General features: G+C 68.5%; 17 protein-coding genes and 3 pseudogenes. 12 read left to right on the forward strand and 8 right to left on the reverse strand.

The genetic code is table 11. From position 1 onward, the window contains the following. Nucleotides 1-25: 25 nt before the first annotated feature. The 3 genes and pseudogenes from T428_RS0121585 to T428_RS30090 all read right to left on the reverse strand — a co-directional run bounded on the left by T428_RS0121585 (nt 26) and on the right by T428_RS30090 (nt 2334). On the reverse strand, nt 26-910 hold the full coding sequence (locus tag T428_RS0121585; protein WP_036468640.1) for an SDR family oxidoreductase: 885 nt from the start codon (nt 908-910) through the stop codon (nt 26-28). 61 nt (nt 911-971) lie between these two features. After that, complete coding sequence (locus T428_RS0121590; RefSeq protein ID WP_025738109.1) at nt 972-1874, reverse strand: 1,4-dihydroxy-2-naphthoyl-CoA synthase; 903 nt, start codon at nt 1872-1874, stop codon at nt 972-974. Between the two features lie 2 nt (nt 1875-1876). Then, a pseudogene (locus T428_RS30090) lies at nt 1877-2334 on the reverse strand (nitroreductase family deazaflavin-dependent oxidoreductase). A gap of 141 nt (nt 2335-2475) precedes the next feature. On the opposite strand from T428_RS30090, the gene T428_RS0121600 reads away from it, so the two are divergent. Both T428_RS0121600 and T428_RS0121605 read left to right on the forward strand, forming a co-directional pair. Continuing rightward, entirely contained in the window at nt 2476-3099 is a 624-nt protein-coding gene (locus T428_RS0121600; protein ID WP_025738110.1) for an NADPH-dependent F420 reductase, read from the forward strand. Between the two features lie 51 nt (nt 3100-3150). After that, nucleotides 3151-4041 (forward strand): TIGR03619 family F420-dependent LLM class oxidoreductase, encoded by an 891-nt coding sequence (locus T428_RS0121605; protein ID WP_025738111.1) that lies wholly within the window; start codon nt 3151-3153, stop codon nt 4039-4041. A gap of 35 nt (nt 4042-4076) precedes the next feature. Here the strand turns inward: T428_RS0121605 and fadD8 are convergent. Beyond that, a pseudogene (gene fadD8 / locus T428_RS30095) lies at nt 4077-5696 on the reverse strand (fatty-acid--CoA ligase FadD8). 78 nt (nt 5697-5774) lie between these two features. Between fadD8 and T428_RS30100 the strand changes: the two are divergent. The 3 genes and pseudogenes from T428_RS30100 (at nt 5775) to T428_RS0121625 (ending at nt 9131) form a co-directional block, all read left to right on the forward strand. Next, nucleotides 5775-7378, forward strand: a pseudogene (locus T428_RS30100) (amidohydrolase). Between the two features lie 50 nt (nt 7379-7428). Next, the gene (locus tag T428_RS0121620) at nt 7429-8346 is read left to right on the forward strand and encodes an o-succinylbenzoate synthase (RefSeq protein ID WP_425412068.1); all 918 of its coding nucleotides are present in this window, start codon (nt 7429-7431) and stop codon (nt 8344-8346) included. Then, entirely contained in the window at nt 8343-9131 is a 789-nt protein-coding gene (locus T428_RS0121625; protein WP_025738113.1) for an alpha/beta fold hydrolase, read from the forward strand. Before T428_RS0121620 ends, T428_RS0121625 begins: the two co-directional genes overlap by 4 nt. A gap of 234 nt (nt 9132-9365) precedes the next feature. Here T428_RS0121625 and T428_RS33760 read toward each other — a convergent pair whose 3' ends face one another. Continuing rightward, complete coding sequence (locus T428_RS33760; protein ID WP_211243993.1) at nt 9366-9518, reverse strand: hypothetical protein; 153 nt, start codon at nt 9516-9518, stop codon at nt 9366-9368. A gap of 77 nt (nt 9519-9595) precedes the next feature. Here T428_RS33760 and T428_RS0121635 point away from each other — a divergent pair, with 77 nt between their 5' ends. The 6 genes from T428_RS0121635 to T428_RS0121655 all read left to right on the forward strand — a co-directional run bounded on the left by T428_RS0121635 (nt 9596) and on the right by T428_RS0121655 (nt 14575). Next, on the forward strand, nt 9596-10102 hold the full coding sequence (locus T428_RS0121635; protein WP_025738114.1) for a V-type ATP synthase subunit E family protein: 507 nt from the start codon (nt 9596-9598) through the stop codon (nt 10100-10102). 24 nt (nt 10103-10126) lie between these two features. Continuing rightward, on the forward strand, nt 10127-10534 hold the full coding sequence (locus tag T428_RS31410) for a hypothetical protein (RefSeq protein WP_156943024.1): 408 nt from the start codon (nt 10127-10129) through the stop codon (nt 10532-10534). Then, entirely contained in the window at nt 10500-11069 is a 570-nt protein-coding gene (locus T428_RS31415) for a hypothetical protein (protein WP_051465318.1), read from the forward strand. The genes T428_RS31410 and T428_RS31415 overlap by 35 nt, the downstream gene beginning before the upstream one ends. A 97-nt stretch (nt 11070-11166) precedes the next feature. Next, entirely contained in the window at nt 11167-12816 is a 1650-nt protein-coding gene (gene menD, locus T428_RS0121645; protein ID WP_025738115.1) for a 2-succinyl-5-enolpyruvyl-6-hydroxy-3-cyclohexene-1-carboxylic-acid synthase, read from the forward strand. Continuing rightward, a complete protein-coding gene (locus T428_RS0121650) occupies nt 12813-13337 on the forward strand; it encodes a DUF3592 domain-containing protein (protein ID WP_025738116.1) in 525 nt (174 codons plus the stop codon). The genes menD and T428_RS0121650 overlap by 4 nt, the downstream gene beginning before the upstream one ends. Nucleotides 13338-13414: 77 nt before the next feature. Further along, nucleotides 13415-14575 carry a glycosyltransferase family 4 protein gene (locus T428_RS0121655; protein WP_025738117.1) on the forward strand — a complete coding sequence of 387 codons (1161 nt, stop codon included), beginning with the start codon at nt 13415-13417 and terminating at the stop codon, nt 14573-14575. Between the two features lie 10 nt (nt 14576-14585). Here the strand turns inward: T428_RS0121655 and T428_RS0121660 are convergent, their stop codons facing one another. Then, nucleotides 14586-15410: an SDR family oxidoreductase gene (locus T428_RS0121660; RefSeq protein ID WP_025738118.1), complete on the reverse strand. Its 825-nt coding sequence runs from the start codon at nt 15408-15410 to the stop codon at nt 14586-14588. A gap of 71 nt (nt 15411-15481) precedes the next feature. Here T428_RS0121660 and T428_RS0121665 point away from each other — a divergent pair, with 71 nt between their 5' ends. After that, nucleotides 15482-16174: a demethylmenaquinone methyltransferase gene (locus T428_RS0121665; RefSeq protein ID WP_025738119.1), complete on the forward strand. Its 693-nt coding sequence runs from the start codon at nt 15482-15484 to the stop codon at nt 16172-16174. 10 nt (nt 16175-16184) lie between these two features. Here T428_RS0121665 and T428_RS0121670 read toward each other — a convergent pair whose 3' ends face one another. Together T428_RS0121670 and T428_RS0121675 are read right to left on the reverse strand one after the other, a co-directional pair. Next, on the reverse strand, nt 16185-16598 hold the full coding sequence (locus T428_RS0121670) for a DUF732 domain-containing protein (protein WP_025738120.1): 414 nt from the start codon (nt 16596-16598) through the stop codon (nt 16185-16187). 42 nt (nt 16599-16640) lie between these two features. Beyond that, the gene (locus T428_RS0121675) at nt 16641-17318 is read right to left on the reverse strand and encodes a class I SAM-dependent methyltransferase (protein WP_036468643.1); all 678 of its coding nucleotides are present in this window, start codon (nt 17316-17318) and stop codon (nt 16641-16643) included. Nucleotides 17319-17332: the final 14 nt, after the last annotated feature.

A 17332-nucleotide genomic window follows, 5' to 3' on the forward strand; every position in this document is an offset into this window, starting at 1 on the left:
TATCACGTCTGTGGTCCGACCACGCTCAACCGTCGGAGGCGCGGTTGGGCTGCAGGTTCTGGCGCTGCATCAGGGTGTTCACCCACCGGGGCCCGATGGTGTCGAGCGCCCGGGCCGCGATCGCCATCCGCGGCGCGATCCGCACCGGCCGGGTGCGCGCGGCGGTGACCATCCACTCGGCGGCCTCCTCCGCCGTCAGCGCCGGCAACCCGTCGTAGGCCTTGGTCGGCTCGATCATCGGGGTGGCCACCAACGGGTAGTACAGCGTCGTCGAGTGCACACCCCGTCGGCCCCACTCGGTTTCGGCGACGCGGCTCACCGCGGACAGGGCGGCCTTGGACGCGTTGTACGGCGCGAACAACGGCGAGGCCTCCGACAGCACCCCCCAGGTCGACACGTTGATGATGTGACCGTCGCCGCGATCCAGCATGCCCGGCGCGAACCCGCGGATCAGCCGCAGCGGCGGCGCGTAGTAGTTGAGCACCATGGTCCGCTCGACGTCGTGCCAACGCTGAAGCGACTCGACCAGCGGCCGTCGGATGGACCGGCCGGCGTTGTTGATCAAGATGTCGACGCCGCCGAGACGCTTGTCGACGTCGGCGACCAACGCGTCCACGGCGGCCATGTCGGAGACGTCGCAGGGCATCGACAGCGCCGTGCCGCCGGCGGCGGTGATCCGGTCCGCCAGCGCGTCGAGGCGATCCTGGCGGCGGGCGACGAGCACCACGGTGGCGCCGTGCTCGGCGAGCCGTTCGGCGCCGGCTTCGCCGATGCCCGACGACGCCCCAGTCAGCACGATCCGTTTGCCGTCCAGGTCGATCGGTTTGATTGCGGGCCGGTTGACCAGCACTTGCGGTGACATCGGCGGCCGCATGCTGGCCAGCACGATCTGGTCGGCGAACCGGCGCAGGGGACTCTTGCTCCCAGGCCCGGAGTCTAGTTTCGCCGAGCCTGGCTCGACGGGCGCGACCTCAGAAGTAACGCGGGAAGGAGCTGTAGTCCGGGTCGCGCTTCTGCAGAAACGCGTCGCGGCCCTCGACGGCCTCGTCGGTCATGTAGGCCAGCCGGGTGGCCTCTCCGGCGAACAGCTGCTGGCCCACCAAGCCGTCGTCGATCAGGTTGAACGCGAACTTCAGCATCCGTTGTGCCTGCGGGGATTTGGCGTTGATCTCGGCGGCCCACTCCACACCCGCCTTTTCCAGCTCGCCGTGGTCGATGACCGCGTTGACCGCGCCCATGTGGTGCATCTGCTCGGCGGTGTACGTGCGGCCCAGGAAGAAGACCTCGCGGGCGTACTTCTGGCCGATCTGACGGGCCAGGTACGCGCTGCCGTAGCCGCCGTCGAAGCTGCCGACGTCGGCGTCGGTCTGCTTGAAGCGGGCATGCTCGCGACTGGCCAGGGTGAGGTCGCACACCACGTGCAGGCTGTGCCCGCCGCCGGCCGCCCAGCCGTTGACCAGGCAGATGACCACCTTGGGCATGAAGCGGATCAGCCGCTGCACCTCGAGGATGTGCAGCCTGCCGGCGCGTGCCGCGTCGACGGTATCCGCGGTCTCGCCCGAGGCGTATTGATAGCCGCTGCGGCCGCGGATTCGTTGGTCACCGCCGGAGCAGAACGCCCAGCCGCCGTCCTTGGGCGAGGGGCCGTTGCCGGTCAGCAACACCACGCCGACGTCGGGGGACATCCGGGCATGGTCGAGCACCCGGTACAGCTCGTCGACCGTGTGCGGCCGAAACGCGTTGCGCACCTCGGGACGGTCGAACGCCACCCGCACCGTGGCGTTGGTGACGTGCCGGTGATACGTGATGTCGGTCAGATCACCGAACCCGTCCACCGGCTTCCAGGAGTGGGCGTGAAAAGGATTGTCGCTCAAGGCTATTGAATTCCGTCCAGTCGAAATACTGCGCAGCGGCCGGCCAGCGCTTCGAACTCCTCCGGGCGTCCCTCGTCGACCAGGCCGGCCCGCTTCATGAAGCCCACCCCGGTGGCACTGCTTCGGGGAACGCCCGCAACAGCGGGCGGGCGTCCTCGGCGGAAAACTCGACCATCCGCACGCGCCGGACCTTGCGGCCACGAGCCACCGTGACCTCTTCTGCGGCCCGCACGTTGGCAACCCAGTCGGCACCGGGAAAACCGGCGACGACGTACTCGCGGCCGTCCACCGTCATCGGGGTCACCGGTGTCGACCGCGGGAGTCCCGATTTACGACCAGGCACCGTCAGCACGACGGGGCTCTCGCCGCCAAAGCTCAGGCCCAGCCGCGACATCCGGATGAAGACGTTGTTCGCCGGTTTCAGCCACCAGGGCGGTTTGGGGTCACCAGCACGCGCCATGACAGCCACAGTAGTCAGCTTCGCCGCGTCTCCAGAAAGGGTTCGACACAGTGCGCCCGGGCGACTGGTTGACGCATCAATAAAAATCTGCTTAAGGTAGACGAGTCAACCTTTTTCGGTATCAGCAAGGGAGGGCTCTCAATGAGCAGCATCAGCATCATCGGCACCGGCAACATGGCGCGGGCCATTGGCGCACTGGCGGTAGCCGGCGGCAATACCGTCGAGATCATCGGCCGCGATCAGGCGAAGGCCGCCGCCCTGGCCGAGACCCTGGGCGGCCGCGCCACGACGGGGGAGTTCGGTGCCGTCCCGGCCGGCAACATCGTGATCGTGTCCCTGCTGTATGCCAGCGTCGTTCCGGTCGTCACCCAGTACGGGGACGCCCTCGCGGGCAGGGTCATCGTCGACATCAGCAACCCCTTCAATGCGGCGGCCGACGGGCTGGCCATCCCCGCCGACACGTCGGTCGCGCAAGAAGTCGCCAAGGCCGCCCCGGCCAGCGCCAGCGTGGTGAAGGCGTTCAACACGATCTTCGGTGTGGTCCTGGAAAAAGGCCGGCCGCTCGACGTCTTCATGGCCGGCGACGACGCGCGCGCCAAGGCCGCGGTGGCGGAGTTCATCGACAGCCTCGGGCTGCGCCCGTTGGACGTGGGCGACTTGCACATGGCGCACTGGCTGGAAGCAACCGGCCTGGTCGTCATGGGCCTCGCCCGCCACGGGATGGGCAACTTCGACTTCGCCCTCGGCGCCGCTGTGCCCGCCTGAGCCGGGGCGCGGCCCGAGCAGCTGAACGAACGTTACGAGAGGACTCTCGCCTTGAAGCTTGGTTTCGCACTTCCCATCGTCGGCCCCGCTATCACCAGCGCCGCCGGTCTGAGCGAGTTTTGCCGGGGACTCGAAGACCTCGGCTACGACAGCCTGTGGGTCGGCGATCGCCTGGTCACCCCGGTAGACATGCACAGCATTTATCCGGGCAAGGAGCAGCCGTACCCGCCGCAGATGACCCGCTACCTCGATCCGGTGCTGCTGTGGACGGTCGCCGCGACGGCGACCAGCCGGGTTCGGCTCAACGCCAGCACGCTCAGCACGTTCTACTACGAGCCGGTCCACCTGGCCCGGTTGCTGACCACACTCGACGTGCTGAGCCAGGGCCGCCTCGACGTCGGCGTCGGAATCGGGTGGATGAAGGACGAGCACGACATCGCCCGCAGCGCGGACTGGCGCCGGCGCGGGCGGATCCTCGACGACCTGCTGGCGTTTCTGCACGAATGGTGGACGACCACCCCGGTGTCCTGGCACAGCGAGTTCTTCTCACTGTCGCCCATCCACGCCGACCTGCGTCCCGTCCAGCCCGGCGGTCCGCCGATCTGGATCGGCGGTGCCAGTGCGGCCGCGGTGCGCCGGGTGGGCCGCAGCGGGACCGGCTGGCTCGGGGTGGAAGGGTTGCAGGCAGAGGTCACCGACCGGTTGTGGTCGATCGCGCGCCGGGCGGCGCAGGACGCCGGCCGCGATCCGGACACGCTGAAGACGGCCATGCGGGTCAACCTCGAACCGGGCACGTCGGTCGAGTCGGTCGTCGGCAGGCTGGAGCGCCTCGCCGCATCCGGTGCCGACGAGGCGATCGTGGCTGCCTTCGCCATGTTCGCCAGCCTGGGCGAGATGCTCGACTTCGCCGGCCAGGTAATCGCCCGATGGGGGACGGCTTGACGGCAGGGGAAGGCGGCCGTCCCGTCGCCGTCGACTCAGCCGACCGAGCGGGCGGCGCCTTCCCAGAACCGCGCCCGGACGGCCTTCTTGTCCGGCTTGCCCAGCCCGGTCAACGGCAGCGCGTCGACGATCTCGACCCGCTTGAGCGACTGCACCGAACCCTTGCGCTCCTTGACCGCGGCCTGAATCTCGGCGGTCATCTTCTCGATCGACGCGTCGTCCGTCGGCGCGTCGGAGCGCAGCACCACCACGGCGGTGACGGCCTCGCCCCACTTGTCGTCGGGCGCCCCGACCACGCACACCTGCGCGACCGACGGATGCTCGGCGATGACGTCCTCGACCTCGCGGGGAAAGACGTTGAAGCCGCCAGTGACGATCATGTCCTTGACCCGGTCGACGATGAGTTAGAAGCCGTCCTCGTCCTCGCGGGCCATGTCGCCGGTGTGCAGCCAGCCGTCCTTAAACGTCTCGGCCGTGGCCTCGAGCAGATTCCAGTAGCCGCCCGCCAAAAGCGGTCCGCTGACACAGATTTCGCCCGGCTCACCCTGCGGCACCGGATTGCCGTCCTCGCCCAACAGCGCCACCCGGGCGAACAGCGTCGGGCGTCCGCACGACGTCAGCCGCTTCTCGTCGTGTTCGGCTTTGGCCAGATAGGTGATCGCCATCGGCGCCTCGGACTGGCCGTAGTTCTGGGCGAAGATCGGAGTACTTGGGCGAAGATCGGGCCGAACCGCCGGATCGCCTCGGCCAGCTGCACCGGGTTCATCGCGGAGGCGCCGTAGTAGACGGTCTGCAGCGACGACAGGTCGCGGGTGTGCGAATCCGGATGGTCCATCAGGGCGTACAGCATCGACGGCACCAGCATGGTGGCCGTAATGCGTTGCTCTCAATGGTTTTCAACACCTCGGCGGGATCGAACTTGCCCAGCACCACCATCTCGCCGCCCTTGACCAGGGTTGGTGTGTAAACGCCGCACCGGCGTGCGACAGCGGCGTGCACATCAGGAACTTCGGATACTCGGGCCACTCCCATTCGGAGAGCTGGATCTGGGTCATCGCGGCGATGTTGCCCGTGGTGCCCAGCACGCCCTTAGGCTTGCCGGTGGTGCCGCCGGTGTAGGCCATGCCGCCGATGTGGTCCGGCGGCAACTCGGCGACCACCAGTGGCTTGGGCTCGTACTTGGCGGCCTCGGCCGACAGGTCCACCGCCACCCCGTCCAGCGCCCGGGGGACCGGGCCGATGGTCAGGATCTGCTTGAGCGTCTCGACCTTTTCCAGCAGCCCCAGCGCCCGCTCGACGAACGCCGGGTTGGGGTCGACGATCAGCGAGCTGGCACCGCAGTCGGACAGCACGTAGGCATGGTCGTCCAGCGAGCCGAGCGGGTGCAGCGCGGTGCGCCGGTAGCCCTGGGTCTGGCTGGCGCCCAGGATCATCAGCACCTCGGGGCGGTTCAACGCCAGCAACCCGACCGTGGCACCGGTTCCGGCGCCGAGCGCCTCGAACGCCTGGGTGTACTGGCTGATCCGCTCGGCCAGTTTGCCCCCGGTCAGCGTGGTGTCGCCGAGAAACAGCACCGGCCGGTTCTTGTGGCGCTTGAGCGCGCCCACCAACAGATGGCCGTTATGCGTCGGATGGCGCAACAAATCGTCACTCATGTGGGCAAGACTAGAACGTGTTGCAATTCGGGTCAGCCGCACCCTCGCAGACGCCGGGGATCATTAGGATCGCTACCCATGGCGCTGGCAGATCTCGTCGTTACCGGAACCATCCTGACCGTCGACGACGCCAGACCCACCGCAGAGGCACTGGCCATCGCCGACGGCCGCATCATCGCCGTCGGCACTCGCCACGAGGTCGCCGAGTTCATCGGCGCCGACACCCAGACCGTCGACGTCGGTAACGGGTGCGTGCTGCCGGGATTCGTCGAGGCGCACGGGCATCCGCTGATGGAGGCCGTCGCTGATCGGACCGGATCGTGGACATCCGCCCGGTCACCGTTCCCGGCGCCGACGACGTCGTCGCCGCGATCCGTCGGGAGGTCGCGCGACGCGGGTCGACGGGCGTCTACCTCAATGGCTGGGACGCGCTGCTGCAATCCGGTCTGCCCGACCCGACGCTGGCCTGGCTCGACGAGATCGCGCCGGACGGCCCGCTGGTGATCATCCACAACTCGAGGCACAAGGCCTACTTCAACTCGCACGCCGCCCAGCAAAACGGGCTGACCCGCGACACCCCGGACCCCAAAGGCGCCAAATACGGCCGCGACGCCAACGGCGACCTCGACGGCACCGCCGAGGAGATCGCCGCGGTGTTCCCGCTGCTCGGCGGGGCCATCACGGCCGACAGCTACCCGGCGATGCTGCTCGCCGAGTGTGAACGTCTCAACCGGGCCGGCCTGACCACCTGCTCGGAGATGGCATTCGACCCGAACTTCGGGCCGCTGGTGGCCCAGTTGCATGACCGGTTGACGGTGCGGCTGCGCACCTACGAGGTGTCCAACCCGCGGATGGCCACCGCCGCCTCACCCGGCCAGGGCGACGACATGCTGCGTCAGGTCGGCATCAAGATCTGGGTGGACGGGTCGCCATGGATCGGCAACATCGCGCTGTCCTTTCCGTACCTGGACACCGAGGCCACCCGGACGATGGGCATCCCTAAGGGCTCGTGCGGCTGCGCCAACTACACCGCCGAGCAGCTGCGCGAGATCGTCGGCGCCTACTACCCGCTGGGCTGGCAGATGGCCTGCCACGTGCAGGGCGACGCCGGCGTCGACACCATCCTCGACGTCTACGAAGAGGCGCTGCGCAACCATCCGCGCGACGACCATCGGCTGCGCCTCGAGCACGTCGGCGCCATCCGGCCCGAGCAGCTGCGCCGCGCCGCCGACCTCGGGGTGACCTGCAGCATCTTCGTCGACCAGATTCACTACTGGGGCGACGTCATCGTCGACGGCCTGTTCGGCGAGGAGCGCGGATCCCGTTGGATGCCAGCAGGATCCGCGGTCACGAGCGGGATGCGCATCTCGCTGCACAACGATCCGCCGGTCACGCCGGAGGAGCCGCTGCGCAACATCAGCGTGGCGGTGACCCGCATCGCACCCAGCGGCCGGGTGCTGGCACCCGAGGAGCGGCTGACGGTCGAGCAGGCCATCCGCGCCCAGATCATCGACGCCGCCTACCAGCTGTTCGCCGACAACGTCGTCGGCTCGCTCGAGGTCGGCAAGTACGCCGACCTGGTGGTGCTGTCGGCCGACCCCCGCACGGTGCCGCCCGAACAGATCGCCGATCTCGACGTGCGCGCGACCTATCTGGCGGGCCGCCGGGTCTACAGCCGGTGACGCCGAGCCTGCCGGAGCTGCTCGACGGCCTGCACGTGGTGGCGCTGCCGATGCGGGTGCGGTTCCGCGGCATCACCACCCGCGAGGTCGCGCTGATCGAAGGCCCCGCGGGGTGGGGCGAATTCGGGGCGTTCGTCGAGTACGGGCCCGCCGAGGCGGCGGCCTGGCTGGCGTCGGGCATCGAGGGCGCCTACCGGCAGTCGCCGCCGCTGCAGCGCGACCGCATTCCGATCAACGCCACCGTGCCGGCCGTGCCCGCCGCCGAGGTGGGTGAGGTGCTGGCTCGCTTTCCCGGCGCCTCGACGGCCAAGGTGAAGGTCGCCGAGCCCGGGCAGACGTTGGCCGACGACGTCGCCCGGGTCAACGCGGTGCGCGAGATGGTGCCGACCGTGCGGGTGGACGCCAACGGCGGCTGGACGGTCGAGCAGGCGGTGCTGGCCGCGGCCGTGCTGACCATCCACGGTCCGCTGGAATACCTCGAACAGCCCTGCGCCACCGTCGACGAGCTGGCCGAGCTGCGGCGGCGCATCGACGTGCCGATCGCCGCCGACGAAAGCATCCGCAAGGCCGATGACCCGCTGGCCGTGGTCCGCGCCGGCGCCGCAGATATTGCGGTGCTCAAAGTCGCTCCGCTGGGCGGGATTTCGGCCCTGCTGGACATCGCCGCGCAGATCGACATCCCGGTCGTGGTCTCCAGCGCGCTGGATTCGGCGGTCGGCATCGGCGCCGGGCTGACCGCCGCGGCGGCGTTACCGCAGCTGCGGCACGCCTGCGGACTGGGCACCGGCGGGCTGTTCCAACAAGACGTGGCCGACGTCGCCGCGCCCGTCGACGGCGCCCTCCCGGTCGGGCCGGTCAGGCCCGACCCGCAACGGTTGGCCGCGCTGCAGGCACCGCCGGACCGGCGGCAGTGGTGGATCGACCGGGTCAAGGCCTGCTATCCGCTCCTTGTACCGTCGGTCGAGTGATCAACCTGGCGTACGACGACCGCGGCAGCGGTGAGCCCGTGGTTTTCATCTCGGGCAGCGGCGGCCCCGGGCGCACCTGGTTACCGCATCAGGTCCCGACGTTCATGTCGGCCGGCTATCGCGTGATCACCTTCGACAATCGCGGGATCGGCGCCACCGAGAACGCCGAGGGGTTCACGACGGAAACCATGGTCGCCGACACCGTGTCCCTGATCGAGTCGCTGGGCGCCGCCCCGGCGCGCATCGTCGGGGTGTCGATGGGTGCCTTCATCGCCCAGGAGTTGATGGTGGCCCGCCCCGAGCTGGTCACCGCCGCGGTGCTGATGGCCACCCGTGGCCGCCTGGACCGCGCCCGTCAGGGTTTTCACGAGGGCGAGCAGGAACTCTACGCGTCGAACATCGAGCTGCCGCCCGCTTACGAGGCGAAAGTCCGTGTGCTGGAAAACTTTTCGCGCAAGACGATCAACGACGACGTGCTGGTCGCCGACTGGATCACGATGTTTCGCGCCTGGCCGGTCAAGCGCACCCCCGGGCTGCGCACCCAGTTGAACGTGTCTCCGCAGACCAGCCGGCTCGCGGCGTACCGCGCCATCACCGCCCCGGTGCTGGTGATGGGTTTCGCCGACGACGTGATCACGCCGCCGCACCTCGGGCGCGAGGTCGCCGACGCATTGCCCAACGGCCGCTACGTGCAGATCCCCGACGCGGGTCATCTCGGGTTCCTGGAGCGGCCCGAGGCGGTCAACAGCGTGGCGCTGAAGTTCTTCTCCGACGTCAAGACTTGAGCATCGACAGTTAGTCACTCAAAGTACAAACTTCGCGAGCCTAAGTGGTTAGCAAACGCAATTCAAGAGTTTGTCTTGGCGGATTTATTCACATCGAGTTGATATCTTTTCGCCGGTACCGGAACTGGGCCGATCAGTTAAAGTGCGTCCCGTGGGCGCGAGCGATGTATATCCGGAACCAAAGCGGATGCGGCTGAGTATCGGATTGGAACAATTGTCTTGGCACGCCGAAAGTCAAGGCGAGTTGCTGCCCGATCTGCTGGCGTCGACCGGACGAAGCGATTCGCGGATCACCGCGCTTCGCGACCAGCTGAACAGGTCCCACGCGGAGCTGGAGTCGACGTCGGCGCGCTTTACCGAATTGGCCGGGACGATTCCCGTCGACATACGATTCCCGTCGACATACGATTCCCGTCGACATAAGGAACCTGGGAGACCGACTCTCCGGAATTCTCAACGCCGCGATGGGGGAGGCCGAAGAGATTCGCGCCGAGGCGCAACGATTCGCCACGACCATTCGGGCCGAGGCCGAGGATCGCGCCGCCCGAATCGTCGCCGAAGCCCAGTTGGAGCACCAGCAGGCGGCCGAGCTGCGGGCCGACATGGAAGCGCGGAGTAAGCAACTGCGGGCTGACATCTCACGTCTGCGGGAGCAGGCATCCGTGAGTGCCGCGCAGCGTCTGGCCGACGCCGAGAATCAGGCCGAAGAGATGTTGGCCCAGGTGCAGCCCGATGTCGACGCCCAGTGCGCGGCGGCGCAGGCCAAGCTGGAGGAACTCGTTGAAGTGCGCGAGAAGATCGTCGCCCAGCTGAAGCACTTCTACGACAAGTTCAATACCCTGGAGGGCGCTGTCGAAGATCGAATTCCGTCGATATCCTTGGCCTCTTCGCTGGCGTCCCCTCCGTTCGACGTTGCCGCCACTGGCCGTCCGGTGGAGGTCACTCGCGAGCCACTGGACGATGTCGGGTAGCTCGACCAGCCGCAGGAGAGAACTGTGACCACCCACGTTTACCAGGACGAAACAAAACCCGCTGAGCAAGCAATTTCTTCGGCGGCCGCAGAAATGCAAACGCCAAAAGAATTCCCGACGTTCCAGGTGCAAATGCGCGGTTTCAATCGCGCTCAAGTGACCGGCTACATTCAGCGCATTCATGGCGAGATCGGGTCTCTGCAGGACTACGTCCATAAGCTCCGGCGCGAGGTTTCCGACGCGCAGACCGAGCACGGACGGCTCACCGCCGAGATCGCCGCATTAGGCGGTGACATCGAACGCCTGTCCGGCCCGATCGAGTCGGTGGAGGGCATGTCGGACCGCATCGCCAGGATGATGCGGGTCGCCTCCGAAGGAGGCGCGCCGCGTCAAGGAGATGGCCCGGGAAGAGGCCGAGGCGCTGACCCGTGAGCTGCACGAGCAGGTCGAGCTGGCGCGTCAGGAACGCGCCGCCGCCGGCGTCGCGCTGGACGATCTCCAGGCTTCCGCCGCCGCCCAGCGCGAGGAAATTCTGGCCGCCGCCAAGGCGGAGGCCGAAGAGGTGCTGCGGATCGCGTACAACGAGCGGGCCCGGCTCGCCGACGAGGCCGAACGGCATCGTCGGGAGGTTCAACGCCAGCTCGCCGAGGAGGAGCGGCGCCGTCGCGAGACGCAGCAGCGTCTCGACCAGCACATCAAGTCCAGTTGGGAGCAGGTCGAGGCCCAGGTTGCGGAGTACGAGAAGGAAAGCCGGCTCCGGGCGGCCGGTCTGCTCACCGCCGCCGAGCGCGAGGCGAAGGTGCTCAAGGAGCGCGCCGAGGCCGAAGTCAGGGAGTTGTTCAAGGTGCGCGGCGAGGTGCTGTCGGGGCTGAACGAGATTCAGGCCAGGATCGAGACGGCTGTTCGGCGCGACAAGATCAGCGTCGTCAAGAGTCCGCCGACCGACGATGAGGTCGGCGGGGCCTGATTGCTTCGCGGTCCGCGCCGACCCCGGTGCCCACGCGGATTCGGCCCAGTTGCTCCACGCGCGACGCGCGGTGAGAGGCCTGTGACACCCTGTAGAAGTGAATCCCTCGACGACACAGGCTCGCGTCGTCGTTGACGAGCTGATCCGCGGGGGCGTTCGCGACGTGGTGTTATGCCCCGGCTCGCGCAACGCGCCGCTGGCGTTCGCGTTGGCCGACGCCGATCGCGCCGGCCGCATCCGGTTGCACGTACGCATCGACGAACGCACCGCCGGCTATCTGGCGATCGGCCTGGCGATCGCCGCCGGTGCGCCGGTCTGCGTCGCGATGACCTCGGGCACCGCCGTCGCCAACCTCGGCCCGGCCGTCGTCGAGGCGAACTACGCGCGGGTGCCGCTGATCGTGCTGTCGGCCAACCGGCCCTACGAACTGCTGGGCACCGGGGCCAACCAGACCATGGAACAGCTGGGCTACTTCGGCACCCAGGTGCGCGCCACGATCAGCCTCGGTCTGGCCGAGGACGCCCCGGAACGGCTGGATTCGCTGAACGCGACCTGGCGATCGGCCACCTGCCGGGTGCTGGCGGCCGCCACCGGTTCGCGCACCGCCAACGCCGGCCCGGTGCAGTTCGACATCCCGCTGCGCGAGCCCCTGGTGCCGGATCCGGAACCGCATGGCGCGGTGACGCCGCAGGGCCGCCCGGACGGTAAACCGTGGACCTACACGCCGCCGGTCTCCTTCGACCAGCCGCTGGACATCGACCTGACGCCCGACACCGTGGTGATCGCCGGGCATGGCGCCGGCGTGCAGCCCGCGCTGGCAGCGCTGCCGACCGTGGCCGAACCGACCGCCCCGCCGGCGGACAACCCGCTGCACCCGCTGGCGCTGTCGCTGCTGCGCCCGAAGCAGGTGATCATGCTCGGCCGCCCCACCCTGCATCGTCCGGTCTCGGCGTTGCTGGCCGATCCGCAGGTGCCGGTCTACGCGTTGACCACCGGCCCGCGCTGGCCGGACGTCTCGGGAAACTCGCAGGCCACCGGCACCCGGGCGGTCACCACCGGGACGCCGAATCCGGCGTGGCTGGACCGCTGCGCTCAGATGAACCGGCACGCGATCGCGGCGGTCCGCGACCAGCTCGCCGCGCACCCGTTGACCACCGGCCTGCACGTCGCGGCCGCCGTGGCCGATGCGCTGCGGCCGGGCGATCAGCTCGTGCTCGGGGCGTCCAACCCGGTCCGTGACGCCGCGCTGGTGGGGCTGGACACCCACGGCATGCGGGTTCGGTCCAATCGCGGCGTCGCCGGCATCGACGGCACGGTGTCCACCGCGATCGGTGCCGCCCTCGCTCACGAACGCAGCGGGACGGCCGACAACCCCGCCCGCACCGTCGCGCTGATCGGCGACCTGACGTTCGTCCACGACAGCTCCGGGCTGCTGATCGGCCCGACCGAGCCCACGCCGCGGCACCTGACCATCGTGGTGTCCAACGACAACGGCGGCGGCATCTTCGAATTGCTGGAGCAGGGCGACCCGAGATTCTCCGACGTGTCCACGCGAATCTTCGGCACCCCCCACGACGTCGACGTCGGCGCGCTCTGCCGCGCGTATCACGTCGAGAGCCGCCAGATCGAGGTGGCCGAGCTGGACGCGGCGCTGGGCGAATCCAACGCGGGCATGCGGGTGCTGGAGGTCAAGGCGGACCGCTCGTCGCTGCGAGGACTTCACGCGGCCATCAAGGCCTCCTTGTGATGTCGCCAAAAACATTGCTGCGCAAGCTGATCCACGGCCGCAGCGACGACCCGCCGACCACGCCCGCGCGGATTGCGTTGCGGCTGACCCGGATTGCGGTGCTGATCGTCGCCGGTCTGGTCACGCTGCAGTCAGTGTTGCTGGTCGCCGGTGCTTGGCGCAACGACCTCGCGATCCAGCACGCCATGGGGGTGGCGCAGGCGGAGGTGCTCAGTGCCGGACCGCGCCGGTCCACGATCGAATTCGTCACTCCCGAGCGGGTCACCTACCGGCCCGAGCTCGGTGTGCTGTATCCGTCCGAATTGGCCAAAGGCATGCGGATATACGTCGAATACAACAAGAATGACCCGAACCTGGTGCGGGTGCAGCACCGCAACGCCGGCCTGGCGATAATCCCGGCGGGCTCGATCGCGGTCGTCAGCTGGCTCGTCACACTGGCTGTGCTGGTAGGCCTGGCGCTGATAGACAGGCGATTTGACCGCCGCGACGCCGCCAAAAGTGTGGATAGCAAAGAGGCATAACGCATTAAGCAGCAGATTTCGCGCCCCATATGCCCGTCGGCAACCTGAGCGACAGGCAGTGCTGACAGGATGGTGGTGTGCGCGTTGCAATCGTCGCAGAATCGTTTCTGCCGCATGTCAACGGTGTCAGTAATTCGGTAATTCGGGTGCTGGAGCATCTGCGTCGAACGGGTCACGAGGCCCTGGTGATCGCCCCCGACACCCCGCCCAGCGAACCTCCCGCCGAGCGCATTCACGACGGCATCCGGGTGCACCGGGTGCCGTCGCGAATGTTTCCGAAGGTCACCACGTTGCCGCTGGGTGTGCCGCGGCCGCGATTGCTCAAGGTGCTACGCGGATTCGCCCCCGATGTGATGCACCTCGCATCGCCGGCGCTGCTGGGCTATGGCGGCCTGCGCGCCGCGCGCTACCTAGGGGTGCCGACGGTCGCCGTGTACCAAACGAACGTACCGGGTTTCGCCGAGAGCTACGGCATCGGCATCACGACGCGGGCGGCGTGGGCGTGGTTCCGCCATCTGCACCGGCTCGCCGACCGCACCCTGGCGCCCTCCACTGCGACGATGGAATCGCTTGTGGCCCAACGAATTCCGCGGGTCCATCACTGGGCGCGCGGCGTCGACATCATGGGATACGCGCCGTCGGCACGCGACGAGGCGCTGCGCCGGCACTGGTCGCCGGAGGGCAAGCCGATCGTCGGCTTCGTCGGCCGCCTGGCGCCGGAGAAGCACGTCGAACGCCTCGCCGGGCTCGCCGCCTCCGGTGACGTGCAACTCGTCATCGTCGGCGACGGCGTCGACCAGCAGAAGCTCCAATCGGCAATGCCCACAGCACTTTTCACCGGTGCCATGTACGGCGCCGAACTCGCCGCGGCGTACGCCAGCATGGACGTCTTCGTCCACACCGGCGAGCACGAGACGTTCTGCCAGGTCGTGCAGGAAGCGCTGGCCTCGGGGTTGCCGGTGATCGCCCCGGACGCCGGCGGACCGCGTGACCTCGTCACCCCGTGGCGCACCGGATTGCTGTTGGGAGTCGACGAATTCGAGCAGCGGCTGCCCGAGGCGGTGGGGCATCTGCTGGCCGAACGTCCGCGCTATTCGCACGCCGCCCGCAAGAGCGTGCTGGCCCGCACCTGGCCCGCCATCTGCGACGAGTTGCTCGGCCACTACGCGGCCGTGCAGTCGCCGATTGCCAGGGCGCGCGCCCGCAACGCGCAACGCAAACTCGCGCAAGGCGAGTGAGGTTTCGCGGCTAGCCCTGCGCCAGCTCGGCGACCGGCTGCCACTGCTCCCAGGTGCGTAACCCGTTCTCGTAGTCGGCCTTTGCCGTCTGCAGCGGCGAAGTGCCGAAGAACACCCGCAGCGGCGGCTGCTCGGCGTCCACCACCTTCAGCAGCGCGGCCGCCGAGGCCTTCGGGCTGCCGGGAGCGGCCCAGCGCCGGCGGCGTACCTCTTGCACGGCGGCGCGCAGCTCGGCGTAGGCGGGCAGCGGGTCGGCGTGCTTGGCCGACGGGCCGGACCAGTCGGTGTCGAAGCCGCCCGGTTCGATCAGCGTGACGTGCACGCCGAACGGCGCGACCTCCTGGGCCAGCGCCTGTGAAACGCCTTCCAGCGCCCACTTCGACGCGTGGTACATGCCCACGAGCGGAAACGCGGTGATGCCCCCGATCGACGACACCTGGATGATGTGGCCGCTGCGTTGATCGCGCAGGTAGGGCAGCGCGGCCTGGGTGATCCACAGGGCGCCGAACAGATTCGTCTCGATCTGATCGCGTGCGTCCCGCTCGGACAGCTCCTCGACGAACCCGAACTGGCCGTATCCGGCGTTGTTGATCACGATGTCCAGCCGCCCGAAGTGGTCGTCGGCCCGTTTGACCGCGGCGAAATCCGCGTCGCGGTCGGTGACGTCCAGCGCGATGGGCAGCAGCGCGTCGCCGTACTTGGTGACCAGGTCGTCCAGCGATGCGGTGTTGCGTGCGGTGGCGGCAACCTTGTCGCCCCGCTCGAGCGCGGCGATCGTCCACTCCCGCCCGAATCCACGTGATGTACCGGTGATAAACCAAACCTTTTCGCTCACGCCGTTGTGTAACGCGTGCGTCGGCACACCATTCCCGAGCCGCCGGATCCGGTCCGGGTAGCGTCTTCGTCGTGAGTCGTGCGGCCCTGGACAAGGATCCCCGGGAGGTCGCGTCGATGTTCGACGGCGTCGCCCGTCGTTATGACCTGACCAACGCCGTGCTGTCGCTGGGGCAGGACCGGTATTGGCGGCGGGCCACCCGCTCGGCGCTGCGGATCGGGCCCGGCCACAAGGTGCTCGACCTGGCCGCGGGCACCGCGGTGTCCACGGTGGAGCTGAACAAGTCCGGGGCCTGGTGCGTGGCGGCCGACTTTTCGGTCGGGATGCTCGCGGCCGGGGGTGCGCGCAACGTGCCCAAGGTCGCCGGCGACGCCACCAAGCTGCCGTTCGGCGACGGCGTATTCGATGCTGTGACAATCAGTTTCGGGTTGCGAAACGTCGCCGACCCGCAGGCGGGACTGCGGGAGATGGCCCGGGTCACCCGGCCCGGCGGACGCCTGGTGGTGTGTGAATTCTCCACCCCCACCAACGAGCTGTTTGCCACCGTCTACAAGGAATACCTGATGCGGGCGCTGCCGCTGGTGGCGCGGGCGGTGTCCAGCAAGCCCGATGCCTACGTGTATCTCGCGGAGTCGATCAGGGCCTGGCCCGATCAGGCCGCACTGGCAGAGCAGCTGACGCAAGCGGGCTGGGCAGGAGTGCGGTGGCGCAACTTGACCGGCGGAATCGTGGCCCTACACGCGGGGCATAAGCCGCTACGCTGAGATCCCGCTCCTATTGTTGGCCGGCCGCCTGCACCACGCCCACCTGGTCCGGGCAGTAGTGGTCGACGGCCGCGCCGAGGAACTGGAACGCCTGTCCCTGGCTGGTGCCCCGCGGCAGGGTGTGCAGGATGAAGTTGGCGGACTGATACGCGTCGTGGTCCACGCCCCGACCCAACCGATCGCAGGCAATCTTGCCCAGCCATGCCAACTGGTCCTGCGGCTGATAGATGCCGAAGCCGTTGACGATCTGCTTGAACGGGGCGTCGTAGTCACTGGGCGGCGACGGTGTCCGCAGCGGCGTCGGAGCCGGAGGCGGCAGCGGCGGCGTCGTCGGGTCGGCCAGTGCCGGCGCGTTCAGCGATGCGCCCAGCGATACGGCGGCCGCCGCCACGGCGACGCTTGCAAGCAGCTTGGTACCCCTCATTAGCTGGACTATACACCGCGACAACGGCTTGCTCACGGCCGATCAGCCAAGATGGGCGGTCAACAGCCAGCCGCCGACCGACTTCAGCCCGGTGGGTTCGTCGCGAATGTCGACGATCCTGGGCATCCCGACTGAATCGTCGGGCACCCGGGCGTGCAGGCGGGCCGGGCGGATCTCGTCGACGACCCAGTACTCGGACACCGCGTCGCGCAGTTCGTCGGCGGTCACGGCGTTGATCGGGCCGCCGGGCACCGCGGCCTTGTCGAAGACCAGGGCGAAGTAGGAGGCGCCGGGGGCGGCGGCACGGTGGATCGACTGCTGGTAGCCCTCGCGCGACTCGACCGGGATGGAGTGGAACAGGGTGCTGTCGACGATGGTGCCGAACCGTCTGTCGTATCCGGTGAAGTTGCTGATGTCGGCGACCTCGAAGGTGGCGTTGGTCAGTCCGCGTCGGGCGGCCTCGCGGCGGGCCAGGTCGATGGCCGTGGGCGACAGGTCCAGACCCACCGTGTTGTGGCCCCGTTCGGCCAGCGCCATCGAGATCGCCGCCTCGCCGCAACCCACGTCGAGGACGTCGCCGTGGAACTTGCCCTGCTCGATCAGGGCGGCCAGTTCAGGTTGCGGGGCGCCGATGCTCCACGGCGGACGCACGCCCTGGCCGAACGTGGTGGATTCGCCGCGGTAGGCCGTTTCGAATTCGAAATCAGTTGGCTGTGTCATGCCTCCAGATATAT

Origin of the sequence: Mycobacterium genavense ATCC 51234 (genome assembly GCF_000526915.1) — a bacterium.
GTDB classification, from domain to species: domain Bacteria; phylum Actinomycetota; class Actinomycetes; order Mycobacteriales; family Mycobacteriaceae; genus Mycobacterium; species Mycobacterium genavense.